This window comes from Iocasia fonsfrigidae (assembly GCF_017751145.1).
Taxonomy (GTDB): Bacteria; Bacillota; Halanaerobiia; order Halanaerobiales; family DTU029; genus Iocasia; species Iocasia fonsfrigidae.
This window is the reverse complement of sequence record NZ_CP046640.1, coordinates 899131-925188: the sequence shown is the minus strand read 5'-3', so window position 1 is coordinate 925188 and position 26058 is coordinate 899131. Positions and strand designations below refer to the sequence as shown.

Here is a 26058-nt window from a genome sequence, read left to right as displayed (position 1 = left end):
CCTAAACCCCCTGATAACTAAGATTTAATATTTTCGCTTCACTAATATCTTCACCTGCTAAAATACCAGTAATTTGACCATTAGCCATAACCGCAACCCGGTCACAAATCCCCACTATTTCTGGTAGGTCAGAGGAAACTACAATTATCCCACTTTCTTTAGTAAGATTATTTATAAGATTATATACCTCAGTCCTGGCACCTACATCAATTCCTACAGTTGGTTCATCAAAAATAATAACAGAATTATCTCTTATTAACCATTTACCTATTACTACTTTCTGTTGATTTCCACCACTTAAAAACTTTATTCTTTGTCCTAAAGATGGTGTCTTTACCTGTAGTTCATTAACATATTTTTGAGCAATGTCCTTTTCTCTGGCCTTATCAATGTTTTTTAGTATCTTTGATTTAAGCATCAAAGGCAGATTTGGCAGCGAAAAATTCTCTAAAACACTCATATTTAAAACCAGTCCTTCTTCCCTTCTATCTTCAGGTATCAAGACAATACCCTTATTTATTACTTCATAAGGGTTTTTAGCTTCCAGCAAATTATTTTCTAATATTATTTCACCATCATTTATATAATTAAGACCACATATTGCTTCCATTAATTCGGTTCTACCTGCCCCTACCAAACCAAAAAAACCAAGCACTTCCCCTTGATATAAACTAAAGTTTATATCATTAAATCCATCACCATTAAGATTTTTAATTTTAAGTATTTCTAGACCCTTTCTCTCTTCAATAGCTTCTTTTTCTGGAAACCTGGTCAAAGATTCTTTCCCGGTCATCAAAGAAATCAAACCATCCTTATCTATCTCATCAATCAATCTATCAGCTGCGTTGACTCCATTTTTTAATACTGTAATCGAATCAGCTATTTCAAATATTTCTTCCAATCTATGGGATATATAGATAATCCCCATCCCTCTATCTTTAATTTTTTTTAGATTAATAAAAAGCTCTTTAATTTCCTTATCTGTAAGGGCTGCAGTGGGTTCATCAAGAACAAGTATTCTGGCCTTCATCATAAATGCTTTAAGGATAGCAACTAACCATTTATCTGCCGTTGATAATCTTTTAACAGGTGAATATAGATCAAGTTCAAAATTTAAATTATCTGCTAGCCCTTTCACTTTTTCTTCCATTTTATTTTTGGAAAAAAAGATGCATTTTTTAGGGTATTTATAACCAAGCCAGATATTTTCAATGACATTAAAATAAGGTATTAAATTAACATCCTGATGGATGAAGGCCAAGCCTAATTCTTTAGCCTGTTCCGGTTCCTTAATAGATACTCTGCTACCTTCTAGATATATTTCACCACTATCTGCTTGATAGATACCTGCCAAAATTTTAATGAGGGTAGATTTTCCAGCCCCATTTTCTCCTACCAATGCCCTGATTTGCCCACTTTCAAGGCTTAAATCTACATTTTCCAGGGCCTTTACTCCAGGGAAAGATTTATTAATTTTTTTCATTTCAAGTAGTCTACTACACACTTATTAACTCACCACCTTTTTAAAAGAAATATAATTCTGCAGTTATATTAATTACACTGCAGAATTATATTTATCTATGATCATTAATCTGTTATAAATTGCTCTACATTACTTTCTGTAACAAGAATACTCGGTGCATAGATTATCTTATCCGAAACTTCCTTCCCAGCAAATACCCTCTTTATCTGTTCGACAAGAATTGTACCCATAGCGGCAAAGTCCTGTTTAACAGTAGCCTTAATTGGGGAACCTTTCTTGATCATTTCCAGTGCCTGTGAATTACCGTCAATACCAAAGACTATGATGTCAGCTTCAAGACCAGCCTGCTGTATTGCTAGAGAAGCCCCGATAGCCGGCTCATCCCAGGCAGCCCAGACCGCATCAATATCCGGGTTAGCCAATAGTATTGACTGCATAGCCTGACGGGCATCTTCAATCGGGCCAGGAACCTGAACAAAATGTTCAGCCACAACCTCAATATCATCCCTTGAGTCTACTATAGCATCAAAAACAACCTCCCTTTTAAAGACACCAGGATGGGCCGAGTGATAAAATTTTACAACCTTACCACCATTAATTTTATCTAAAAGATATGATGTGTTTTGAGCAGCCAGTATATAATTATTTGAGGTTACATTACATTGGATACCATCTATATAACCAGCATCTCCACCAAATACTGGAATACCAGCCTCATTGGCCATTTTTATCTGTTTTTTTAATTGATTGGGGTCGCCCATGCCCATTACTATTGCATCAACACCCTGTGCTATAATATCTTCATAACGGTTGGCTAACTCATTAAAGTCACCTTTAGTATCATAGACAGTAATTTCCCATCCCTCTTTTTCAGCTTCTTCTCTAAAAGATTCAATCATCGTATTAGTTGTAACAGATGACAGATATGGTGTTAAAACCGCAATATCTTTTCCAACCGCCAGCAATGACAAAGAAAAAACTACTACTAAACAAACAGCCATAAGTAAAATAATAATTTTTTTCATCTCTTTACTCCCCCTATTTTTATATTTTATTCAACCACTGACCAGTATTTAAGTCAGTAATTAATACATTAACAAATTCACCTTTAATTGCAGCAAATATAGCCTCTCTTTTCTTTACACCGAAAGCCAGTCCTATTCTTATAGGAATATTCAATAATTCTTTGAAATCGATACCAAGAGATCTTTTTAAAAATGCTGTCTCTATTATCTCTCCATTTTGATCATAAGTAATTATACCCAAACTACCACATAATGGATGAGCTTCTAATTCTTTTTCTTCCCTGGGTGTTAAATGACCTTTATACAAAGGATGGTTTTTACTTGCAACACCAATACCCAGAATCGCAACATCTATCTTCTTGTAGAGGTTAAATATCCTTTTAATTCTTGTTTCATCCCTGAAAGAATTTGCTATTTCCTGGCTTTTCACAAGAGCAGGAGCACTCAATAAATAGTTAGTCCCCCCCACCCGTTTACTTAAAATACTGCAGATTTCATTACTATTATAGCTTTCCCCTATATCTGAAAGTGAGCCAATTAAGGGAATATATCTATAATCCTTTCGATTACTGAAATTACCCTCTTCAGCAAACTTATATAATGTAGTACCAGCAGCTAAGCCAAGATATTCCTTTCCCTCTGTAATTCTTTCTAAATATTCACTACACTTATTAGCTATTTTAATCTTAATTAGCTCATCTGGCTGATTATCTGTTTTATCTATAAATAGTACCTCTTTTAGATTGTATCTTAATTCAATTTCACTTTCCAAATTTGAGGTATCTTTTACCGGACTAACTATTTCAATTTTTACTATCCCCTCTTCTTTAGCTTTATTCAGCAGTCTACTAACCTTAGGTCTAGAAATATCCAATTTTTTGGCTATTTCCCGTTGACTAAATTCCTGTTTATAATAGAGTAAACTTACTTTGGTCATTAACTCCAGTTCCTTTTCAAGCACCAAATCACCTCAATTACATTTGTTCATTATTTGAAATTTTGTTCATTTTAATTATATAATAAGAAGATTCTGATGTCAATATAAATTGTCAGATATTGTTGACTCACTATAAAATTTGTTGAAATACAAAAATCAATTTTATTTATTGCAGTACAGAATTCTTCAGCTACTACACTGAAACTCCGGGCTGCTTCAATTACATCATTTAGAGCCAGTAAATACTATCTTTTTTAAATAAACTAAGATAATAAACACTAACTATTATTGACACCCCCTGCTTATTTTGTTACAATAAATAAGCAGTGTTCTTTAGGCCCCTGTAGCTCAGTGGATAGAGCACTAGTCTCCGGAACTAGTAGCGTAGGTTCGATTCCTACCAGGGGTACCATTTATAAAAAAGGGCTGTCTCAAATGAGACAGCCCTTTTTTATATAATTACTATTCAACTACACTTTTATTGTTTATAATCATTTTTTACTAAGCATTTAAATACTTATCCACCTCTTCAGCTGCTTCACGGCCTTCCTTGATAGCCCAGACAACCAGGCTCTGTCCCCGACGCATATCTCCAGCTGCAAATACCCCTGTAACATTAGTTGCAAAATCACCATATCCTGCTTTAACATTTGACCTTTCATCCTGTTCCAGACCTAGTTCTTCAAGCAGTGTTTCTTCAGGACCAGAAAAACCCATTGCCAGTAAGACTAATTGAACCGGCCAGGTTTTCTTTGTCCCAGGAATTTCTACAGGGTTAAACCTTCCATCTTTGTCTTTCTCCCATTTAATCTTAACTGTCTCAACCCCAGTTAATTTACCTTTTTGGTCAGCAAGAAATCTCTTAGTCATGATCAGGTATTCACGGGGGTCCCTGCCGTGAAGCTCAAGGGCTTCTTTCTGACCATAATCTAGTTTTAATGTTTTAGGCCATTCAGGCCAGGGATTATCTGCCTGCCTTTCCCTGGGGGGCTGAGGCATGATTTCAAACTGAACCACACTATTACATCCCTGCCGTATTGAAGTTGCAACACAATCAGTTCCTGTATCACCACCACCTATTACGATAACATCTTTACCCTCAGCAGAGATATAATTACCATCTTTATGCTGTGAATCAAGTAGACTACTGGTATTAGCTGACAAAAACTCTAGGGCAAAATACACACCAGGAAGATCCCTGCCAGGCACTTTCAGGTCACGCGCTTTAGTAGACCCACCACATAGGACAAGTGCATCATAATCCTGCTGTAATTTATCAGCGAAAATATCCCGTCCTACCTCAATATTAGTAATAAATTCTACTCCCTCTTCGATCATCATATTTACCCGCCGCTGAACTACCTTTTCTTTATCTAACTTCATATTAGGAATACCATACATCAACAAACCACCAATTCTATCAGCCCTCTCATAGACAGTAACCAGATGACCTGCTTTGTTAAGTTGATCAGCACAGGCCAGCCCGGCAGGACCTGAACCAACAACAGCCACTTTTTTCCCACTACGCTCTGTCGGGGGTTCTGCCTTAATCCATCCCTCTTGAAAGGCCTTTTCTATAATCTGATATTCGTTTGTTTTAATCGTAACTGCTGGTTGATTCATCCCTAAAGTACATGAACCCTCACAGGGTGCCGGACAGACCCGTCCTGTAAACTCAGGGAAGTTATTGGTTTTCAACAGCCTATTTAAGGCCTCCTGCCACATCCCCCTATATATCAGGTCATTCCATTCAGGGATCAGATTATTAAGCGGACAACCTGCAGTCATACCGTTTAGTTCAATGCCTGTATGGCAAAAAGGAATTCCACATTCCATACAACGGGCACCCTGTTTCCGGGAGAGTTCCTCAGCAAAAGGAAGTTTAAACTCCTGCCAGTTCTTTACCCTTTCAGCAGGCGACAATTCCGCAGGAATCTCACGGGTATATTCCATAAAACCAGTCGCTTTTCCCATCTTCCTCATCTCCTTTCATAATCTTAATTACCACTAACCCTTGCTGCATCACTATTATTTTGCTCAAAAGCAGCCATCAGTGCTTCATCTTTTTTTAGCCCCTCTTCTTCAAAACTATTTATCGCCTCAATCATCCGTTTGTAATCCCGAGGCATAACCCTGACAAATTTAGCTGCATTGTCAGACCAGTTATCAAGAATCTTTCTGGCATAGCTGCTCCCGGTGTAATTAAGATGTTTTTTAATCATTTCTTTAACAAAGTTAATATCATTCTCTTCCTGTAAAGGTTCCAGTTCAACCATGGCCTGATTTGTCCGGTCGGCTAAATTACCTTTCCGGTCAAAAACATATGCTACACCACCAGACATTCCGGCTGCAAAGTTTCGCCCAGTTTTCCCTAATATAACAACACGACCTCCTGTCATGTACTCACATCCATGGTCACCGACACCTTCAACTACAGCATGAACACCACTATTTCTTACACAAAACCTTTCTCCAGCAACACCCTGGATATAGGCCTCCCCTGAAGTTGCCCCAAAAAAGGCTACATTACCTACTACTATATTATCTTCAGAACTAAAATCAGCATCCTCAGGAACCTTAACAATTATTTTGCCACCTGATAAACCCTTACCGATATAGTCATTAGAATCACCCTGTAAAGTCAGGGTAATACCCTGTGGTATATATGCCCCAAAACTCTGACCGGCAGAACCTGCAAAATTTAATTTGATGGTATCGGCCGGTAGACCTGCTGCACCATATTTTTTGGTTAATTCATTACCAAGAACTGTACCAACTACCCGGTCTATATTCTTGATTTTTAAGTTAAATTCTACTTTTTCACCCTTATCTAAGGCTGGTTTAGCTAGCTGAAGCAATTCTTTCATATCCATGGATTCCTCTATACCATGGTCCTGTTTGATCTGACAGAAAGTAGCGGCCTGAGCACTTTCTTCAGGTTGATAGAGTATCTTTGAGTAGTCTAAACCCTTGGCCTTCCAGTGTTTAAAAGCCTTATCCCGTTTAAGTTTATCAACACGGCCGATCATTTCATCTACTGTCCGGAAACCAAGTCTGGCCATTTCTTCACGCATTTCCCGGGCAATAAAATGCATAAAATTAACAAGATGCTCTACTTCGCCAGCAAACCTCTTCCTTAGTTCAGGATTCTGGGTAGCTACCCCTACTGGGCAGGTGTCAAGGTTGCAGACCCTCATCATAACACAACCCATTACCACCAAAGGTGCAGTAGCGAAACCATATTCCTCTGCCCCCAGTAATGCAGCCACAGCCAGGTCTTTACCAGACATCAGTTTACCATCTGTCTCAAGTTTAACCCTGCTGCGCAGCTTATTTAACACCAGGGTCTGATGTGTTTCAGCAAGACCTAATTCCCAGGGGAGTCCAGCATGTTTAATACTCGTTCTCGGTGAAGCACCTGTACCACCATCATAACCACTGATAAGAATAACATCTGCCTTACCCTTGGCAACACCAGCGGCAATAGTGCCCACCCCTACTTCAGAAACAAGCTTAACATTTATCCTGGCATCCCGGTTGGCATTTTTCAGGTCATGGATTAACTCTGCTAAGTCTTCTATTGAATAAATATCATGATGGGGTGGTGGTGAGATTAAGCCAACACCAGGTGTTGTTCCCCTGACTTTAGCAATCCAGGGGTATACCTTTTTACCAGGTAGTTGTCCGCCTTCACCTGGTTTGGCCCCCTGGGCCATTTTTATCTGGATTTCTCTGGCATTTGTGAGATAATGGGAAGTAACTCCAAACCTACCGGAAGCAACCTGTTTAATGGCACTACACCTGGAATCACCATTAGGGTCTGGCGTAAACCGTTCAGGGTCTTCACCACCCTCACCAGTATTACTCTTCCCACCAATACGGTTCATAGCAATAGCCAGTGTCTCATGAGCCTCTTTACTAATCGAACCATAAGACATGGCCCCTGTCTTAAATCTTTTACAGATCGACTCTACTGATTCTACCTCTTCCAGTGGAATTGATTCGACCTCATCATAATTAAAACCTAATAAACCTCGCAAAGTAGACATCTCTTCAGCCTGATTATTTATTAAAGATGTATATTCCTTAAATAAGTCATAGTTGCCCTCACGACAGGCCCTCTGCAAAAGATATATTGTCTCTGGGTTATATAGGTGTTTTTCACCATCTTTTCTCCAGGTAAATGTACTGCCAGATTCCAGGGTTTTACTCTCCGGACCTTTTTTATTAAAACCATTCTGATGTCTGATAATAGTTTCTCTAGCTATTTCAGCAAGACCGATACCGCCAATACGTGAAGGAGTCCCGGTGAAGTATTTATCAATAACTGAATCATTTAGACCCAGGGCTTCAAATATCTGTGCCCCCCGGTAACTCTGTACTGTAGAGATACCCATTTTGGCCATTACCTTTACAATTCCCTTGGTAGCAGCCTTGATATATTTTTTAACAGCCTTGTCATAACTCTTTGTCTCTAACAAACCCTGTTTTATTAAATCATCAAGTGATTCAAAAACTAAATAGGGATTAACGGCCTGCAAACCATAACCTAAGAGGAGACAAAAATGATGTACTTCCCGTGGTTCCCCTGACTCCAGAACTAAACTAACAGAAGTACGCCTGCCTGTTCTGATTAAATGGTGATGCAGCCCGGCTACAGCCAGCAAAGCTGGAATAGGGGCCTTATCCCTATCTATCTCCTTATCAGAGAGAACCAGTATATTTACCCCCTCATCTATTAATCTATCTGCCTCAGCAAATAACTTTTCCATCGCTTCTTCTAACCCTCTACCATTATCTTCTATCTTAAATAGAATTGAAAGCTTCTCTGTTTTGAAACCATCTATTTTTAAATTTAACAATCTAGCTAATTGACCATTATCAAGAACTGGTCCAGGTAATGTTATTTGTCGGCAGCTCTCTGGACCAGGGTTTAGTAAATTCCCTTCTGACCCTAGATTGGTTCTGGTGGCAGTAATAATTGCCTCCCGAATTGAATCAATAGGGGGATTAGTAACCTGAGCAAATAACTGCTTAAAATAATTATATAGTAACTGGGGTTTATCAGATAAAACCGCTAAAGAACTATCATTCCCCATAGCCCCAACAGGATCAACCCCATTTTCAGCCATAGGTATTAGTATTTTTCGTATTTCTTCATAGGTATAGTCAAAAGCCCTCTGTTTTTGGACTAATGTCTCATGTCCCAGACAGTTTTCCTTTACCTCCCCAACTGGCAGCGCATCTATATGCAGCAGGTTTTCATCAAGCCATTTATCATAGGGATATTCCCCAGCAATCTCTTTTTTTAGTTCTTGATCATTGATAATTTTACCCTTACTGGTATCAATCAACAGCATTTTCCCTGGTTCTAAACGCTGTTTGCTTATGATTTTTTCTTCTGGTAAATCAACTACCCCTACCTCAGAGGCAAGCACAACCAGGTCATCACTGGTAACATAATACCGGGAAGGCCTCAAACCGTTCCTATCCAGTACTGCCCCAACCTGTATACCGTCAGTAAAGGCCATAGCAGCCGGTCCATCCCATGGTTCCATCAAACAACTATGGTATTCATAAAATGACTTTTTTTCTTCATCTATACTATCATTATTCTCCCATGGTTCTGGAATCATCATCATGACAGCATGTGGTAGGGAACGGCCAGTCAGTCTTAGAAACTCCAGACTATTATCAAACATTGCTGAATCACTTCCAGCCGGATTAATTACTGGAAATATTTTTGCAAGGTCATTCCCAAAGAGTTCACTCTCCATCATAGACTGACGGGCATTCATCCAGTTAACATTACCACGCATTGTATTTATCTCACCATTATGGATTATATAACGATTGGGATGAGCCCTTTCCCAACTGGGAAAGGTATTGGTACTAAATCTAGAGTGTACCAGGGCAATTGCTGTTTCTATATTGGGATCACTTAGATCCAGAAAAAAATCTTCCACCTGTTCTGGCATTAACATCCCTTTATAGACAATTGTCCTGTGAGAAATACTAGCCAGATATATTCCTTCTGCTATATCAGAACTCTTAATCTCTTTTTCAGCCCGCCTCCCGATCACATAAAGCTTTCTCTCAAAAGCCATATCATCTGATAAGCTGTCATTACGCCCTATAAAGACCTGAGAGATATGGGGCATACATTCACGGGCAGAATTACCAATCCCACTGTCATCTACTGGTACATCACGCCAACCTAATAATTGCTGGCCCTCTTCTTCAATTATTTTATTAAAAAATGCTTGATACTCTTTCCGATAAGCCTTCTTCCGGGGTAAAAAAACCATCCCCACACCATATTCCCCAGCAGACGGCAGGGAAAAACCGAGTTTAGCAGTCTCCTTGGCAAAAAAATTATGTGGCAACTGTATTAAAATACCAGCACCATCACCTGTATTTGCTTCACTACCGGTTGCCCCTCTATGTGATAGGTTCACCAATATTTCTAATGCCTGATGAACAATCCTGTGTGATTTCTTACCTTTTATGTTGGTAATAAACCCCATCCCACAGGCATCATGTTCAAAACGCGGGTCATAAAGCCCCTGTTTTTCTGGTATTCCATTATACTTCATATAGCATCATCCCCTATCTAATTTCATATTACATTATTCTAATCTCCCTAATAATAATTACACCATAAATTATGGGCTTATATAATATAATAAAGCATTTTAGCCTACAGGTCTCTTATTTTAAGGAATATATCCCTGTATACAGGGATAATGCTAATTATAAAAAAATCCTCCCTAAATTCAGGAAGGAGTTCAAAATTAGTTGTATAAAAATTCATTCTATTTATTAATCTTATAATGATTTAAAACTTTCATATACTTCTTATATTTCCCTATCTCTTCTTTCCCTGAAGAATAAAACCTTACTTCACCACTACCCTGCTTCAAATCAAATTTACTATCTGCTAATACATCCCTTAAATGAATAACTGTCCCATAATTACCATCTATAATATCAATATTTGCTGCTAACTGTTTAAAAATTTCTCTATAATATATAAAATGGGTACAACCCAAAACTATTGTACCGTAGTCATCTAAATCAAAAGGCGCTAACTTTTTTTTCAAATATGTTAATATCAGTTTATCATTAAAAATAAAGTTTTCAGCATAGTTAACTAATTCAGGGAGTGCAAGAGAATCAACAATGTGTCTGGCATCTATCCGGCTGACCAGATTTTTATACTTATCCTCCTGAATGGTTAAAGGTGTCGCCAGGACAAGGACCCTTTTGTCATCTGTTTTATTTACAGCTGGTTTAACTGCCGGTTCCATACCGATGATTGGAAAATCATAAAGCTGACGCAGCCTTCGTATCGCAATACTTGTGGCAGTATTACAGGCTACTACCAATGCATTTATATTATATTGATTAATAAAATTAACAGCATTAAAGATATGCTGTCTTACTTCTTCCCTGGATTTTGTTCCATAGGGGACATTTTCTGTGTCTGCATAATAGACATAATCTTCTTGAGGCAAAAGCTGCAAGGCCTCCTTTAATACTGTGAGCCCCCCAATACCAGAATCAAAAAAACCTATTGTCATATCTGATTCACTCCATAATTTGTTTATTTATTAAGTTCTCTAAACTTCATTTAATTTCCTTTTTATTTTTACTTAATTTCTAATCAATTATACCCTGTTTTTCCAAGTATAAAAAACTGCCACTAAATGTTTATTCTATGGCAGTTTTAAAAAATATTAGTTTTACAGAAAATTCTAAGTGGCTTATTCAGCCGTTTCCAGGGCAATTTCAATCATATCAGTAAAGGTCTTCTCCCTTTCTTCTGCTGTAGTAGCCTCTCCTGTAACAACCGAATCACTAACAGTAAGAATTGATAGAGCCCTGACACCATATTTTGCCGCCAGGGTATATAATTCAGCAGTTTCCATCTCAACTGCCAGCACACCATATCTACTCCATACCTGCCAGGCATCTGGATCATCACCATAAAACAAATCTGAACTCAAAACATTTCCTACCTTAACCTCAATACCCTTTTCATTAGCAATGTTATGTGCCTTACTTAATAAAGTAAAATTTGCTGTAGGGGCATAATCCTGTCCATTAAAACGAAGCTGATTATTCCTGGAATTGGTACAGGCCCCAATTGCCAGAATAATATCCCTTATTTTAACCTTTTCACTAAAAGAACCGCAGGAACCTACCCTGATTAAATTCTTAACATCAAAATCCCTGATTAATTCATTAACATAAATTGAAATTGAAGGCATACCCATACCAGTACCCTGTACAGAGATCTCCCTACCCTGATAAGTACCAGTAAAACCATACATCCCTCTAACTTGATTATAACATACTGGATCTTCCAAAAAATTATCAGCTATAAACTTAGCCCTCATTGGGTCACCAGGTAATAAAATTGTCCTGGCAATCTCCCCTTTTTCTGCAGCAATATGTGTACTCATTAACTACCACTCCTTAATCAAATATTTATACAACGACTATATTCCCTTCATATTTTCAACCTCTGCAAAAGAAGGGATTGAGCTCTGTGCTCCTGGCCTTGTTACAGATATAGCCGCAGCCCTATTTCCAAAGGATATACACCTGTCTATATCCCAACCTTTTTGTAGGCCAAAGGCCAATGCACCTGCAAATGTATCCCCGGCAGCAGTTGTATCAACCGCCTTAACTTTAAGGGTAGGATATACTTGCTGGCTACCTTTATGATACAATGTCACACCTTCAGAACCCTTTGTTATTAAAATATTCTTTACTCCCCAGTCCAGTAACTGCTCAATTTTATCTTCTTCATCCCTTAAATCATATTCCTCTAACAGGAGTGCTAATTCACCACTATTGGGAAGTAAATAATCTATTTTACTGTATATCTCCCGGGGTAATCCCTGTGCTGGAGCAGGGTCCAGGATAACCCTGGTCTGATAAAAATCAGCCAGTTCAATGGTATGAATAACAGTAGCCAGGGGAATCTCCATCTGTAAAAGCAGATAAGCAGCCTCTTTTATCTTCCCCTCAACCTGATCAATCATTTCAGGGGATAAACTGGCATTGGCTCCCTGGACAACAATAATTCTATTATCACCATCTTCCTCTACAGTAATAGCCGCTATTCCAGTGTTATCATCTAGAGTAAAAACCGAGCTAGTATCTACACCTTTATCCTGTAATGAACTCAATAAATCATCACCAAAGCTATCTTTGCCACAGGCACTAACAAATGATACTCTGCCACCGAGTTTACCAACTGCTGCAGCCTGGTTGGCACCTTTACCACCAGGTACCTGCTCAAAAGATTTTCCGATTATTGTCTCCCCTTTATCAGGTACCCTGTTTGTATTAACAACTAGATCCATATTCATACTACCTACTACCAATATATTATCCATTATCAATCCCTCCCAAGCTCATAAATTGCTATATTATAATCCTAATAGTCCAGAAAAATCATCACCATTATCTATTCCCTCTACAGCAAAGAGTTTCGCCAGTGTAGCAGCTATATCAGAAAAAGATTTGCGTATTCCCAGGTCTACCGGCTCTGTCAAGCCATGGTGATAAACCAGCAGTGGTACATATTCACGGGTATGGTCTGTCCCTGCTGTAGTAGGATCACACCCATGATCTGCTGTAATTATGAACAGGTCTCTTTCAGTCATCAGCTCTATTATCTCTGGGAGCCGGTCATCAAAGTCCTTTAAGGCCCGGGCAAATCCCTCAGGGTCATTACGATGCCCATAGTTCATATCAAACTCCACCAAATTAGCAAAAATTAAACCCTTCTTAGGGGCTGCCATAAATTCCAGAGTTCCGTCAACTGTATCCATATTATCAATAACATGATTCGTCTTTGTTATACCTCTATTAGCAAAAATATCATCTGTTTTACCCACTGCCATAACATCTAAACCACTATTAGAGAGGATATCCAGAATGGTATCACCCACTGGTTTGAGTGAAAAGTCATGCCTCCTATCTGTCCGGATAAAATTGCCTGGTCTGCCAATAAAAGGTCTGGCAATAACCCGGCCCACAGCGTGCTCACCTCTTAATATTTTGCGTGCTATCTTACAGTATTTATATAATTTCTCAACTGGAATAATCTCTTCATGGGCAGCAATCTGAAAAACACTATCAGCCGAAGTATAAACAATAGGTTTCCCACTCTCCATATGTTCTTTACCCAGGTCTTCAATTATTGCTGTACCAGAAGCCGGGTAATTACCAAGAATTTCTCTGCCAATCTTATCACTAAAAGGTCTAATTACCTCATCAGGAAAGCCCTGTGGATATGTCGGGAACTTCTGTTCTGTGATCAGGCCAGCTATCTCCCAATGTCCGGTAGTAGTATCTTTGCCAGCTGATTTTTCAGCCATTTTCCCGTAAGCCCCTCTTTTTCCTACTGGTTTAAGACCTTTAACATGAGCTATCGCACCAAGACCCAATTCTTCCATATTAGGGAGATTCAATCCCCCAACTTTTTCAGCAACATGTGGAATTGTACTTGTACCTATATCACCAAAATCAGCGGCATCTGGTGATTCACCAATACCTGCACCATCCAGAATAATGATAACTGCACGGTCAATCCTTCTTAAAGACACTAAAACACCCCTTTCCAGTATTAAAGTTATTAAAAATATATCAAAAATTAGCTAAATAAACTTACCTACTTAATATTATATAATTCTCTAAAACTATCTTAATACCTGCCTGAATACCTGGTATATATATAATTATTTCTCTATCATTTTATAATTATAAAAAAATAAAATCTATTTTCTGGTTAAAAATAACATCATATTTATGGTAATTATGTTAATAATATAAATGCAGTATACTGCAATATAATTAAGGAGTTGATGCTTTTGAATCAAAATAATAATCAAGCATTTCAACAAAATGCCGTAAATCAACAGATGCATGCCGGGCCGGGCCTTGGACAGGCTTATACTCAATTGCAACAGGGAAATCAGGGTAACCCTAATATACAAAATCTTGCCCAAAATAAAGGCTTACAAAACACAAGCCCTGGTCAGAGCCAGTATGCCCGGAATAACAATTACTACCAGCCCTCCATACAGCAGGGCGGTGGCGTTAATCAGTACGGGGCTAAATTTAGTTCCGGGGCAAGGGATGAAGACATAGGCTCTGCCTATTATCAATCCCAGCCTGCTCAAAACGCTCCCCAGAATAATATCAGGAGTCAGTATACCGGTAATCAGCCTGCTAACATGCAGTATGGTCTGAACAATAACACCGGTCAGAGCCAGTATGCCCAAAATAACAATTACTACCAGCCCTCAATAAAGCAGGGCGGCGGGGTTAATCAATACGGAGCTAAATTTAGTTCCGGTACAAGGGATGAGGACATAGGTTCTGCCTATTATCAATCCCAGCCTGCTCAAAACGCTCCCCAGAATAATATCAGGAGTCAGTATACCGGTAATCAGCCTGCTAACATGCAGTATGGTCTGAACAATAACACCGGTCAGAGCCAGTATGCCCAAAATAACAATTACTACCAGCCCTCAATACAGCAGGGCAGTGGGGTTAATCAATACGGGGCTAAATTTAGTTCCGGTACAAGGGATGAAGACATAGGTTCTGCCTATTATCAATCTAAACAAGGATTCTAAGCACAACTTACAACAGGAGAATGGGCTTATTAATAAGCCCATTCTCCTGCATAAAAATTATATATAGGACTCCCACTCTTTATATAACTCTGCCAAACCCTGTTTTAATTTATCATATTTAATTTTTAATTTATTTAATAACTTAATATCAGTAATATTCTCTGGAGCTGTCATCTCTTCTTCTATTTCCTTAATAAGAACTTCTTTTGTTTCTATCTCTTCTTCAATATTGGCTAAGCTACTTTTTCTTTGTCTTTCCTGCCTTGCCTTTTCTTTGAGTTTATGATAATCAGACATCTCAGGCTTTTCCTCATCAACTATCTTATCTTTTTCCTGTATTATGTCTTCTTTCTTTTTTCGATAATAATCATAATTACCATAGTATTTAAGCAAACTACCATCAATTAATTCATAAGTAAGCTCAATTATTTTGTTAAGAAAATATCTATCATGGGAAACAACCATTACAGTGCCGCTGTATTCTGCTAAGGCTTCTTCCAGTATCTCACGTGATGGAAGGTCAAGGTGATTAGTAGGTTCATCAAGAATAAGGAAATTGTAACTACCGTTCATTAATTGAAGTAAGCGGAGTCGACTCTTTTCCCCACCACTTAGGTCAGCTACCTTTTTAAAAACCTCATCCTCTGTAAAGAGAAAAGCAGCCAGGGCATTTCTGGCTTCAGCTGTAGTCATAGAACATTCCCTGCGCAGGGCAGTAAGCAGGTCATCATTTGGGTTAAACCCTTCAAATTCCTGACTATAATAGCCTATTTTTACATTACTTCCAACTTTAATCTCACCACTGTCAGGGTGGTAATCCCCTAAAATCATTTTCAAAAGGCTTGTCTTACCACTACCATTTTTGCCTATAATAGCCGCTTTTTCTCCCCAGTAAAGATTTAGGTTTAAGTCTTTAATAATTTGCTCTTTATTAAATCCTTTATCAAGGTTCCTAATAGTTAAAACCTCTTTACCACTGCGTTCATCAACAGATAAATCCAATCCCATTTGTTTACCATCAAGAATGGGTTTATCTATTCTATCTATCTTATCTAACGATTTCTCCATACTTTTAGCCCTTTTAAAGAACTTGGCATTATCCGCTGAACGGCCCCATACATAAAGGCGTTCAATAGCCTCTTCCATCTTTTTGATTTTCTTCTGCTGGTTTTCATATTCATGCAATCTCTGTTCAAAACGTCTCTTTCTTTCTTCTAAATAATAAGTATAAGTCCCATTATATTCTTCGTTTTTACCATCCCTTAACTCAACAATCCTCTCAACTACCTTATCCAGGAAATAGCGGTCATGAGAGATAGCTATCACTGTACCCTGGTAATCACTTAGATAGTCCTCAAGCCACTGGATTGATGATAAGTCAAGGTGATTAGTAGGTTCATCAAGTAAAAGGAGATCAGGTTCAGATAATAAGAGCTTTATTAAACCCAATCTGGTTTTTTCACCACCACTTAATGTATTAACAATACGCTGGTTTAATTCTTCTTTAGTAAAACCCATACCAAGGGCAACCTTTTTTATCTTGCTTTCATACTCATAACCACCCTCACGTTCAAAGCTGTGTTGCAACTCACTGTATTTCTTCATAAGTTTATCATGATCTATATTATTATTACTCACAGCCATCTTCTCTTCAAGGAAACGTAATTTTTTTTCCATCTCTATTAGATGGAAATAATTTGTCCTCAGCTCTTCAATTATGGTCCGATCGTCTTCAAAATCAGGCAACTGACTTAGATAACCTATCTCTATCCCTCTTTTCAGGGATAGATTGCCAGAACTATAGGGTTCAAAACCAGCAATAATTTTAAAGACAGTTGTTTTGCCACAACCATTAGGCCCGATTAAACCAACCCTTTCCCCCTGGTTTACATGAAGACTAAAATCAGTTAATACATCTGTAACACCATATGACTTAGCAATATTATTAAGGCTTACTACAAGCATCTTAACCCCAACTTCCTCAACTATTTTCTTTCTCTATAATATCAAAAATAATGACCCTTTAGCAAGAGCTGCAAGAACTTAACCTCAACCCGGCAAATTATAAATAGGTTCTTCCGGATTTTCCCTATATAACACAAACACACTACCAATCACCTGAACAAGTTCTGCCTGACAGTCAGCTGCCAATTTGTGGGCAACACCCTGAACATCCTCTAAAGAATTATCTAAAACACGACCTTTTACTAATTCATGATCAAATAGAAGAGTATCCAGTTGCTCTCTTAAACCTTTATTAATACCATCTTTACCTATATGAAGTAGTGGATCAAGCCTGTTGGCTTTTCCCCTGAGGTAACTCCTCTGTTTAGCTGTTAACATAATATCCCTCCCTCTTTTATTTAAGAAAATCTAGCTACTATTCACTATTTACTCAATATAATCAAATTCCATAGGACCAATTTGAACTGTATCCCCTTCCTGAACACCAGCATTTTTCATTAACTTGCCAAGTCCATGATGATGCAGTACCCTGAGTAATCTCTTGACAGAGTCTTCATTATTAAAATCAGTCTTCTGGACATATTCATCAACTAGCTCACCCTTTATCTGATACAAATCTCCATTAAGCCTCTTAATCTCAAGGCCTTCTTCCTCAACAAAATCAGGGGTTATCATTACCATTCCATCTTCAATTTCAGGGAGTTCTTCTTCCGGGAGTTCAGCCAGTATCTCCCCAACCCGATATATTAGATTATTAACACCCTGATGGGTTACGGCAGAGATAGGGTATACTTCATAACCCTCTTTTTTGAGTTCCTCAGTCACTCTAACTATATTTTCTTCTGCCTGTGGAATATCAATCTTATTAAGGGCAACAAGTTGAGGTCTGCTGGCCAGTCTTTCATTATATTTCGCCAGTTCATTATTTATTAAGTGAAAATCCTCTACTGGTTCTCTCCCCTCTATCCCCGATACATCTATTACATGAATTAATAGTCTAGTTCTTTCAATATGACGCAAAAATTCATCTCCAAGACCAATACCCTGATGAGCCCCTTCTATCAATCCAGGTATATCAGCCATTACAAAAGAGTGGTATTCTCCAATTGAGACTACACCCAGATTGGGTTTAAGGGTTGTAAAATGATAAGAAGCAATTTTAGGTTTAGCTTCAGAAACACTAGAAATTAATGTTGATTTGCCTACATTAGGAAACCCAAGTAATCCTACATCTGCCAGTAATTTTAACTCCAGACGAAGATTAACAATTTCTCCTGTTTCACCCTGTTCAGCAAAACGCGGGGCTTTCCGGGTAGGTTTCTTAAACCTGGCATTTCCTTTACCACCTTTACCACCATGGGCTGCAATAAACTCCTGTCCATCATCTGTCAGGTCAGCCATTAATTCACCTGAATCAGCTTTATAAACAACTGTACCTGGGGGCACCATCAAGATAAGGTCTTCCCCATTACGGCCGTGCTTATTACTCCCTGAACCATGTGTCCCCCTCCCAGCTTCACGGTACTTCTGGTAGCGGAAGTCTGAGAGGGTATTCAGTCCTTCATCAACCTTTAAAATAACATTACCACCATCACCACCATCACCACCATCAGGTCCACCCATATCTATATATTTTTCGCGGCGAAAACTAACTACACCATTCCCACCGTCTCCACCTTTCACCTTAAATTCCACTTCATCAAGAAACAAAGCTATACCCCCTTCCTTTATTATCTTTCCCTTAAGAAACAATATTTAAAATGGTTTCACCAGCCAGACTTAATCAATAAATTATAAACCAGACAGATATATTTGTTGGACGACTCTAGAAATTATCCGAAGGCACGGAACTTGGCCTCGATGTCCTGATACTGCAACCTTACTGTTCTCGTACAATTTTCTCAGATACGGAGTGCCTGTGGTAAACCATCCTTGCGTAATAAAAAGAGGGTTCAGTGAGCCGGAGGAGAATTTCTCGACAGTAAGCACAAGCAGGACGCCGAAGCTTACGACAAGGTAAACAAATATATTTGTCGGTCTTTAAAGTTCTGAAATTTCAATATGTAAAAAACCCCCAGAGCACTATTATGCACTGAGGGTTAAAATTCAGGTAAATTACCTTAATTAGCTATACTTTCTAATTGACTATCGGTATAAACACTAATCTGACGGGAAGTTTTACCCTTCCTTTCAAATTTAACATAACCATCAATTTTAGAGTATAGTGTATCATCGCTTCCTTTACCAACATTTAAACCGGGATGAAACTTAGTACCCCTCTGTCTAACCAGTATACTACCTGCCTTTACAAATTGGTCATCAAATCTTTTAACACCCAGTCGTTTAGATTCACTATCACGACCATTCCTAGAACTACCAACACCTTTTTTCTTGGACATCAATTCCACCCCCCTATATTCTTAGAATTATATAATATTGGACTACGCCTCAATCTTCTCTATTAAAACCCTTGTATATGGTTGACGGTGTCCGGTTTTTTTGCGGTAACGTTTTTTACGGCGGTATTTAAAAACAATAATCTTCTTGTTCTTACCCTGTTCAATCACCTTACCACTTACTTTAGCCCCTTCGAGATAGGGACGACCGAATTTAGCACCATTATCATCAACTACTGATAAAACCTTATCAAACTCAACACTTCCATCTTCAGCCACAGGGAGTTTTTCTATCTTAATAATTTTCCCTTCTTCAACCTGATACTGTTTGCCTCCAGTTTTTACTATTGCGTACAAGTACTCCACCTCCCTTACCTCAGACTCGCCGAATCGGGCAGCTCTACAGCATTTTAAAGCCCTTGCCGTGCGGTTTTGGCACAGAATTCATTTTAGCATATATTGCTTAATAAGTCAAGTGAATGTATTTTACTTTTTTTACCTTTTTTTAGCAGTCAAACTTAATAAAGAAATATTGTTTTGTAATCAGCAATCAGCTGGTGATCCTTTTCTTTTGCCCCAGCATCATTTACAATAAGTCCCTTCGCCATTTCCTAGAGCTTGTTTATCACTCTTTAATACTAATTATTTCTATTAAAAGTCTTAAACCATCTCTAAACCCTGTTTTATATGAAAATTTTGATACCATAATATTCAATTGGAATATTATATCATGTCTTTCTTCAAACTCATTTGTATTAACGGCTTTTTCCTGTAGTTCAATGATTTCCTTTTCATGCATAAGCCTGTCCAGGTCCTCAACTCTATTTTCATAAATAAGATTAATAATACTTTCAACCATATTCATTAATCAAGCTCCCTTCTGGTTTTCTTTGATTCCTTTAATAGACCAGACTATGCTCTAAATTTACAGTACGTTATAAAGCACCCTCTTTCATAATTCATTTAATTTAGTCTGTTATTTAATTATAGCGTATATGCTATATATTGTCAATGCTATTTATGGTATATCATACATATTGTGTTCCTTTTATGTGTCTTATATAATATATAAGAGGATGTGATATTATGATTAATATTAAAATCAACAATATACTAAATGACAAAGGAAAATCTATTTACTGGCTTGCCGATAAAACTGGACTTGCTTATTCAACTACTTATAATTTAGTTAATAATAATACTGCCTCTGTCCACTTTAAAACTTTAGAAGAAATAATGCAAGCTTTAGATATTACTGACTTTAATCAGGTGCTGGAAATTATTCCAGAGGAATAACCTGATACTCTCTGGGTATATGCCTGAAAGCCCCCTTGCACTTTCTAGCTATAAAGTAATTACAATATCAGACTTATCATGGCAAGCACTTTTTTCAAATTTATAAGTACCTCGGATATTATCCGGCTCTCCTCTAGATAGCCCTTTTTAATATATAAATTAATTGGACCCCGTCCCTGAACCCGGTGTTTATACCCACATTTTTCTACTTTTGATATACAAACCCAAAAGTCTTTTCTAGTTTATTATTACTCTCATTAAGATAAGATAACTCTCTGGTTAGGGCCTCCAGTTTTCCTATAACATCACTATAATTTTTAGCTGTATCTATTTTTACACGTTTTAGTATATTATTTTTTATTATAGTTTAATTTTATATCATTTTATTTATACTGTCAAGTATTTTTTTTAATAATTTTGAATATCATTAAACTTTATAGTATAATATTCAAGGAGGCGGTAATATTGACTGCAAAAAAAACTATCAAAAAAATACTTATTGATGAAGATATGACCTTAACTGAATTAACAGAAATATTCAATAAAAAGTATAATAAAAATGATACTGTTCAAAACCTGAGTAATAAATTGTCTAGGGGTTCTCTTAGATATGATGAGGCTGAAAGGATAGCAAAGGCTTTGGGGTATGAAATAAAGTGGGAGAAGAACAGATTTTAAAATGTTATTCCTAAAGCACAGATTCCAACCTTATATGCTGTAGCAATGGCTATTGACACAGTGGTAGCGATAATTATCGGCAAAACGTATGATTAAAAAGGTTTTATTTTATTAATACTCTTGATTTGTTATATGATAGTCGAGCATGAGTCGAGCATGTTTTTTTTATTTATCTAAAGATATTCTTTATCTATATTGAATTATTATATTAACAAGTAAGTATAATATATTTGGAGGTGTTTTTATGTCTATAAATGAATATATTGATTTTATATTAAAAAAGATAGTTTCATTTTATGACCCCCAAATAGTATATCTTTTTGGTTCACAAGCAAGAAATGATGCAAATAAAGATAGTGATATTGATCTTTTAATTATTGAAGAAACTGACAAGCCAAAAAGATTACGAGCTTTAGAATTCAGAAAAGAATTAAGAGGCAACAATTATTACCCAGTAGATATGTTAGTGTACACTCCTCAAGAATTTAAAGATGAATGCCAAATAAGAGGTACGATAGCTTATCATATTAAAGAGGAGGGTAAAATTTTATATGAACAAAAAAGTACAATCGCTAGTTAAAGATTGGTTTGACTTTGCAGAAAAAGATCTTAAAGCAGCAAAAAGACTTTTTAAAGAATTTAATCATATTACTTGTTTTCACTGTCAACAATCATCTGAAAAATATATTAAAGGATTATTAGTTTTACTACAAATTGATTTTAGAAAATCACATAACTTAACTTATCTTTTAGAACTTCTTAATAAGGATATTCCTGATAACATTATGTTCTCGGCAGAATATTTAAATGAATTTGCTGTTGAAGCTAGATATCCTGGTGATTTTTCAACAATTAGTGATAAGGAAACTAAAAAGCTTTAGAATATGCGCTTAAAATAAAGAAGTATGTTTTAAAGTTAGCTAAAAATAATAACTTTCCTGCTTAACTGCTATTTTAGCAATTTTATCTTCTCCCGAAAAGCTTTGTTTGAGTTTTTACTAGCTGATGCTATAAAGTTTATTCCCATACATCCGAAAGGTCTAAATCATTATTCTCAACCCCTGTTTAAAAAGGGAGATATTTTCAAATAGAATGAGCCTATTATTATTAACTTTTTTACTTGTTAAATTTTACTTGTCATTGTGTCTAACTTCAAATTCACTTACATTTCTCTTTTCCGTATCAAAGTTTATTCCAATTAAAACTACCTCTTTCTCTTCTATCTTAAACTTATCTGCATAGTTTTTCTCTTTAATCTGTTCAACTGCTTTTTCAGCACTTTGATTACATTTAAATTCGATAATAAATATATTCTCCTCTGTCTTCACCAGCATATCTATTCTGCCTTCAGAGGTTAGAAGCTCAGAATATACATTCAGGTTGTTGTCAGAAAATAGTACACCAACCAAATAGAAGATACTGTGATAGTAGTGTTCCCTTTCCTCCAATGATTTTGGAATATTTATATTGGCTATACTTGCAAACAATGATTTCATGTATTCCATAAACTGTTCATAGTCTCTATTAAGCAGTGATTTTTTTATGCGGTGGATAATGGGAGTTTCTACTCTATCATCAGTAAATTCTTCTAATAAATTCTGGGTTAACCCCCCTTCTACCTCATGATTGGGATAACCCAGTGTATATATTATATTATCTTCTACATCTTTAATTGTTAGATATCCTGTCTGAAACAGCAGTGGTATTAACTTTAATTTTGTTATATCATATGCCTTTAACTTATTTCTACCGACCTCTAAATTATTAAGTCCGGTAACATCAAATTTCTGCTCTTTAATTAAATCTACTAGAAAGGTAGGTGTGCCACTTTCAAACCAGTAATTATCTATTTTTTGATAATCCAGTGCTTTAGCTATGGAATAGGGATTATATACTTTTTCTGCCTCATCACTAAATCTAAATCCATTATACATTAGCTTAAATTTTTCATATAATTCTCCTAACCTAATATCCATTTTATCAGCAAATGCCTCAAAATGTCCTTTAAAATTATCTCTCAGTTCTTCTTCTGTATAGCCCAGCATTGCTGAAAACCTGGGATGCATATCCAGCTCAATAAGATTATTAAGTGTAGAAAAGATAGAAACTTTACTGAATTTAGATACACCTGTTATAAATACTAACTGTAGGTATGGTTCAAGAGGCTTCAAATTATCGTATAGTATCTTTAAAAATTCCTGGTTTTCTTTAGCTATCTGCAAACGTCTTTTCTGCTCATCTCCGAGATCTTTTCCCAGATTTGATATTATCGGTTTATCATATTCATCTATTAGAATAACTACACCTTTATTATATTTTTCAGATAATTTTTTTACCAATTCAGGAAACTGATAATATGCTTTATCTGTTTCCATTTCAATCCCATAATTCTTTGCAATTTCATTTAAACTTTTTCTTATACTTTCTTCTAAAATATTTCGGTTTTCAGTAGGGATAATGTTATAATCAAGTCTGATGATTGGATATTCTTCCCAGTCCCATTCCTGGTCATAGACATATAAGTCCTTAAATAACTCTCTCTTTCCTTCATAAAATGTTTTTAAAGTATCTATAAATAATGTTTTACCAAATCTCCTGGGGCGGGATAGAAAATAATATTTATCCTTACTTACTATCTCATATAAATATCTAGTTTTATCGACATATATATAATTTTTTTCAATAATCTGTTCAAACTCAGCCAGAGATATAGCTATCCTCTTCACTTCTAAACCCCCTATTAGAACTTAGTAGTCTTAATAAATCAATTATCCTGATAACCCACACTTTTATTATACTTCATCTGTAAATAATTATCAATTGTTAAAGCTGCTCTGCTGCTGTAGCCTGTAGCCATATCAATAAAAGCTTGTCTTATAGAGAAAGGGCTCCATATTGGGAGCCCTACATCAGAAAGTATAAGTTATTAAGCTATTTTGTTATCTCTGCCCTGGCAAAAGTGCGGGCAACATCGGTAATCTTGACGTTTAGCTTATCCCCAACCAGATGTCCGCCCCCTTTAATAATGATAATATATCCCTTGATACGAGCTATCCCGTCCTCTGGATTATTTAACTGCTTTTCCTCGATTAGCAGTCTATATTCTTCCCCTTCTTTAACTGGTAAAGCAAGGTCAGCCATCTCTTCTTTCTTGCCTTTCTTTATCGTATAATCCTCTATATGTAACTCATCATTACCACTTACATAAATATCCAGAGCAAATTTTTCTTCTAATTCTGCCAGTTTTTCCCCACCAGTACCAATTAAGACAGCTGCTACCCGGGGATGCATTTCTAGATATAAAGCAGAAAAATCCTCGTTTACAGCCAGTTCATTTATCTCCCTGATAACCCTTAAAGACATAGTCCCTTCTGATACAACCATACCAGTACCCTGACAGTAGGGACATTCCTTTTGTATTAACTCGCCATAACCTTCTCTGACCTTTTTTCTGGTCATTTCTACTAAACCAAGCTGGGTTAAACCTAACAAGGCAGTCTTAGTCTTATCCCTGGCCAACTCCTTGCTGAGGGCTGCCAGTACCCTTTCCTGATGTTCTCTAATAGTCATATCTATAAAATCTATAATTATAATACCACCAATATCACGTAGTCTTAATTGTCGGGCTATTTCTTTAGCTGCTTCAAGATTTGTCTTAAAAACAGTATCCTGTAGGTTCTTTTTACCAGTATATTTACCTGTATTGACGTCTATTGCTACCAGGGCTTCAGTCTTATCGATGATAATATAACCACCAGAATCCAGCCAGACACGACGGTTTAAGACCCTGGACAGCTCCTTTTCTATTCCATAAACAGTAAAAATAGGGTTTTTACGCTGATAATAAACTATTTTTTTGCTTAAATGAGGGGTTATTCTATTTAACATTCTTACTATTTTTTGATAATCATCATGATTATCTATCACAAGTTTATCAATATCATCAGATAGGTGGTCACGTATAATCTGCTGTATTAGACCAACATGTTGATAAATTAAACTGGGGGCATTTTTTTTACTATTCTCATTCTGCACTTCATCCCAGGTATGGGTTAAATAATCCAGGTCCATTTTCAGTTCATCATACCCTTTACCAGCAGCATTAGTCCTGATTATAACACCATATTTATCTCCTAACAATTTATCAGTCAGTTTAGAAAGTCTCTGCCTTTCCTCTGGCTCATTTATCTTTCTGGATATATTTACCCTATTCTCATAAGGCAACAAAACAAAATAACGGCCAGGAATAGTTATCTTACATGTTACTTTCGGGCCCTTACTACCAATTGCCTCTTTAATAACCTGTATTAATAACTCCTGCCCTGGTTGAAGAACATGTTGAATACCCAATTTGTTATTTTTCCAGCGCTCAAGCTGGTCTGTATTCAACATTGGAAACAAATCACTAATATGTAAAAAGGCATTTCTATCACTACCAATATCAACAAAAGCTGCCTGCATACCCGGTAGGACATCCCTTACTATTCCAGAATATATATTACCTGCAATTTGTTCATATGTATCCTGTTCAAAAAAAACATCTTCCAAGCGGTTATTTACCAATATACCTGCTCTTTTTTCACGAATCCCTGAATTTATTATTATTTGCCGGCTCATT

The 26058-nt window shown here is 36.8% G+C and carries 22 protein-coding genes, 1 tRNA gene and 1 other annotated feature; of the genes, 6 read left to right on the top strand and 17 right to left on the bottom strand.

The genetic code is table 11. From position 1 onward, the window contains the following. Position 1: 1 nt before the first annotated feature. The 3 genes from GM661_RS04470 to GM661_RS04460 form a co-directional block, all read right to left on the bottom strand. Complete coding sequence (locus GM661_RS04470; RefSeq protein WP_230868919.1) at positions 2 to 1483, bottom strand: sugar ABC transporter ATP-binding protein; 1482 nt, start codon at positions 1481 to 1483, stop codon at positions 2 to 4. A 104-nt stretch (positions 1484 to 1587) separates the two neighbouring features. Beyond that, on the bottom strand, positions 1588 to 2508 hold the full coding sequence (locus GM661_RS04465; protein ID WP_230868918.1) for a sugar ABC transporter substrate-binding protein: 921 nt from the start codon (positions 2506 to 2508) through the stop codon (positions 1588 to 1590). A gap of 19 nt (positions 2509 to 2527) precedes the next feature. After that, positions 2528 to 3469, bottom strand: a complete 942-nt coding sequence (locus GM661_RS04460) for a sugar-binding transcriptional regulator (protein ID WP_230868917.1) — start codon at positions 3467 to 3469, stop codon at positions 2528 to 2530. 313 nt (positions 3470 to 3782) lie between these two features. On the opposite strand from GM661_RS04460, the gene GM661_RS04455 reads away from it, so the two are divergent. Further along, positions 3783 to 3857: transfer RNA gene (locus GM661_RS04455), tRNA-Arg, on the top strand. A gap of 89 nt (positions 3858 to 3946) precedes the next feature. Here GM661_RS04455 and GM661_RS04450 read toward each other — a convergent pair. The 6 genes from GM661_RS04450 to GM661_RS04425 form a co-directional block, all read right to left on the bottom strand. Then, positions 3947 to 5419 (bottom strand): glutamate synthase subunit beta, encoded by a 1473-nt coding sequence (locus tag GM661_RS04450; protein WP_230868916.1) that lies wholly within the window; start codon positions 5417 to 5419, stop codon positions 3947 to 3949. Positions 5420 to 5442: 23 nt separating this feature from the next. Further along, on the bottom strand, positions 5443 to 10041 hold the full coding sequence (gene gltB / locus GM661_RS04445) for a glutamate synthase large subunit (protein ID WP_230868915.1): 4599 nt from the start codon (positions 10039 to 10041) through the stop codon (positions 5443 to 5445). A gap of 219 nt (positions 10042 to 10260) precedes the next feature. Continuing rightward, positions 10261 to 11028 (bottom strand): glutamate racemase, encoded by a 768-nt coding sequence (gene murI / locus GM661_RS04440; protein ID WP_230868914.1) that lies wholly within the window; start codon positions 11026 to 11028, stop codon positions 10261 to 10263. 183 nt (positions 11029 to 11211) lie between these two features. Then, positions 11212 to 11913 carry a purine-nucleoside phosphorylase gene (deoD, locus tag GM661_RS04435; protein WP_230868913.1) on the bottom strand — a complete coding sequence of 234 codons (702 nt, stop codon included), beginning with the start codon at positions 11911 to 11913 and terminating at the stop codon, positions 11212 to 11214. A gap of 36 nt (positions 11914 to 11949) precedes the next feature. Continuing rightward, positions 11950 to 12855 (bottom strand): ribokinase, encoded by a 906-nt coding sequence (gene rbsK / locus GM661_RS04430; protein ID WP_230868912.1) that lies wholly within the window; start codon positions 12853 to 12855, stop codon positions 11950 to 11952. Between the two features lie 33 nt (positions 12856 to 12888). Beyond that, positions 12889 to 14070 carry a phosphopentomutase gene (locus GM661_RS04425; RefSeq protein ID WP_230868911.1) on the bottom strand — a complete coding sequence of 394 codons (1182 nt, stop codon included), beginning with the start codon at positions 14068 to 14070 and terminating at the stop codon, positions 12889 to 12891. Positions 14071 to 14334: 264 nt separating this feature from the next. Here GM661_RS04425 and GM661_RS04420 point away from each other — a divergent pair, with 264 nt between their 5' ends. Further along, positions 14335 to 15105 carry a hypothetical protein gene (locus tag GM661_RS04420; protein WP_230868910.1) on the top strand — a complete coding sequence of 257 codons (771 nt, stop codon included), beginning with the start codon at positions 14335 to 14337 and terminating at the stop codon, positions 15103 to 15105. A 57-nt stretch (positions 15106 to 15162) separates the two neighbouring features. Here the strand turns inward: GM661_RS04420 and abc-f are convergent, their stop codons facing one another. The 6 genes from abc-f to GM661_RS04390 all read right to left on the bottom strand — a co-directional run bounded on the left by abc-f (position 15163) and on the right by GM661_RS04390 (position 20331). Further along, positions 15163 to 17070, bottom strand: coding sequence for a ribosomal protection-like ABC-F family protein (gene abc-f, locus GM661_RS04415; protein ID WP_230868909.1), 1908 nt, complete (start codon positions 17068 to 17070; stop codon positions 15163 to 15165). A gap of 84 nt (positions 17071 to 17154) precedes the next feature. Then, positions 17155 to 17448, bottom strand: a complete 294-nt coding sequence (gene yhbY / locus GM661_RS04410) for a ribosome assembly RNA-binding protein YhbY (protein ID WP_230868908.1) — start codon at positions 17446 to 17448, stop codon at positions 17155 to 17157. 48 nt (positions 17449 to 17496) lie between these two features. Further along, a complete protein-coding gene (gene obgE, locus GM661_RS04405) occupies positions 17497 to 18780 on the bottom strand; it encodes a GTPase ObgE (RefSeq protein ID WP_230868907.1) in 1284 nt (427 codons plus the stop codon). 410 nt (positions 18781 to 19190) lie between these two features. Continuing rightward, positions 19191 to 19469 (bottom strand): 50S ribosomal protein L27, encoded by a 279-nt coding sequence (rpmA, locus tag GM661_RS04400; protein WP_125988525.1) that lies wholly within the window; start codon positions 19467 to 19469, stop codon positions 19191 to 19193. Positions 19470 to 19511: 42 nt separating this feature from the next. Further along, the gene (gene rplU / locus GM661_RS04395; protein ID WP_125988523.1) at positions 19512 to 19823 is read right to left on the bottom strand and encodes a 50S ribosomal protein L21; all 312 of its coding nucleotides are present in this window, start codon (positions 19821 to 19823) and stop codon (positions 19512 to 19514) included. Between the two features lie 11 nt (positions 19824 to 19834). Continuing rightward, positions 19835 to 19908: a sequence feature (ribosomal protein L21 leader region), on the bottom strand. 183 nt (positions 19909 to 20091) lie between these two features. Beyond that, a complete protein-coding gene (locus tag GM661_RS04390; protein ID WP_125988521.1) occupies positions 20092 to 20331 on the bottom strand; it encodes a hypothetical protein in 240 nt (79 codons plus the stop codon). Positions 20332 to 20552: 221 nt separating this feature from the next. Between GM661_RS04390 and GM661_RS04385 the strand changes: the two genes are divergently transcribed. The 4 genes from GM661_RS04385 to GM661_RS04370 all read left to right on the top strand — a co-directional run bounded on the left by GM661_RS04385 (position 20553) and on the right by GM661_RS04370 (position 22321). Further along, entirely contained in the window at positions 20553 to 20762 is a 210-nt protein-coding gene (locus tag GM661_RS04385) for a helix-turn-helix domain-containing protein (RefSeq protein ID WP_230868906.1), read from the top strand. Between the two features lie 465 nt (positions 20763 to 21227). Continuing rightward, positions 21228 to 21440, top strand: coding sequence for an LLM class flavin-dependent oxidoreductase (locus tag GM661_RS04380; RefSeq protein ID WP_125988517.1), 213 nt, complete (start codon positions 21228 to 21230; stop codon positions 21438 to 21440). Positions 21441 to 21684: 244 nt separating this feature from the next. Further along, complete coding sequence (locus tag GM661_RS04375; protein ID WP_125988513.1) at positions 21685 to 22020, top strand: nucleotidyltransferase domain-containing protein; 336 nt, start codon at positions 21685 to 21687, stop codon at positions 22018 to 22020. Then, positions 21992 to 22321, top strand: coding sequence for a HEPN domain-containing protein (locus tag GM661_RS04370; RefSeq protein WP_230868905.1), 330 nt, complete (start codon positions 21992 to 21994; stop codon positions 22319 to 22321). The genes GM661_RS04375 and GM661_RS04370 overlap by 29 nt, the downstream gene beginning before the upstream one ends. 249 nt (positions 22322 to 22570) lie before the next feature. On the opposite strand, the gene GM661_RS04365 is transcribed toward GM661_RS04370, so the two are convergent. Continuing rightward, positions 22571 to 24166: an ATP-binding protein gene (locus tag GM661_RS04365; protein WP_230868904.1), complete on the bottom strand. Its 1596-nt coding sequence runs from the start codon at positions 24164 to 24166 to the stop codon at positions 22571 to 22573. 205 nt (positions 24167 to 24371) lie between these two features. Further along, positions 24372 to 26057 (bottom strand): Rne/Rng family ribonuclease, encoded by a 1686-nt coding sequence (locus tag GM661_RS04360; protein WP_230868903.1) that lies wholly within the window; start codon positions 26055 to 26057, stop codon positions 24372 to 24374. Position 26058 lies beyond the last annotated feature (1 nt).

Bases quoted from the DNA above. Each gene is read 5' to 3' on its own strand.
- deoD (WP_230868913.1), bottom strand. From the start codon at position 11,913: ATGAGTACACATATTGCTGCAGAAAAAGGGGAGATTGCCAGGACAATT.
- GM661_RS04465 (WP_230868918.1), bottom strand. From the start codon at position 2,508: ATGAAAAAAATTATTATTTTACTTATGGCTGTTTGTTTAGTAGTAGTT.
- GM661_RS04360 (WP_230868903.1), bottom strand. From the start codon at position 26,057: ATGAGCCGGCAAATAATAATAAATTCAGGGATTCGTGAAAAAAGAGCA.
- GM661_RS04375 (WP_125988513.1), top strand. From the start codon at position 21,685: ATGTCTATAAATGAATATATTGATTTTATATTAAAAAAGATAGTTTCA.
- GM661_RS04385 (WP_230868906.1), top strand. From the start codon at position 20,553: ATGATTAATATTAAAATCAACAATATACTAAATGACAAAGGAAAATCT.
- GM661_RS04390 (WP_125988521.1), bottom strand. From the start codon at position 20,331: ATGAATATGGTTGAAAGTATTATTAATCTTATTTATGAAAATAGAGTT.
- GM661_RS04470 (WP_230868919.1), bottom strand. From the start codon at position 1,483: ATGAAAAAAATTAATAAATCTTTCCCTGGAGTAAAGGCCCTGGAAAAT.
- murI (WP_230868914.1), bottom strand. From the start codon at position 11,028: ATGACAATAGGTTTTTTTGATTCTGGTATTGGGGGGCTCACAGTATTA.
- rbsK (WP_230868912.1), bottom strand. From the start codon at position 12,855: ATGGATAATATATTGGTAGTAGGTAGTATGAATATGGATCTAGTTGTT.
- yhbY (WP_230868908.1), bottom strand. From the start codon at position 17,448: ATGTTAACAGCTAAACAGAGGAGTTACCTCAGGGGAAAAGCCAACAGG.
- gltB (WP_230868915.1), bottom strand. From the start codon at position 10,041: ATGAAGTATAATGGAATACCAGAAAAACAGGGGCTTTATGACCCGCGT.
- GM661_RS04450 (WP_230868916.1), bottom strand. From the start codon at position 5,419: ATGGGAAAAGCGACTGGTTTTATGGAATATACCCGTGAGATTCCTGCG.
- rpmA (WP_125988525.1), bottom strand. From the start codon at position 19,469: ATGTCCAAGAAAAAAGGTGTTGGTAGTTCTAGGAATGGTCGTGATAGT.
- GM661_RS04370 (WP_230868905.1), top strand. From the start codon at position 21,992: ATGAACAAAAAAGTACAATCGCTAGTTAAAGATTGGTTTGACTTTGCA.
- abc-f (WP_230868909.1), bottom strand. From the start codon at position 17,070: ATGCTTGTAGTAAGCCTTAATAATATTGCTAAGTCATATGGTGTTACA.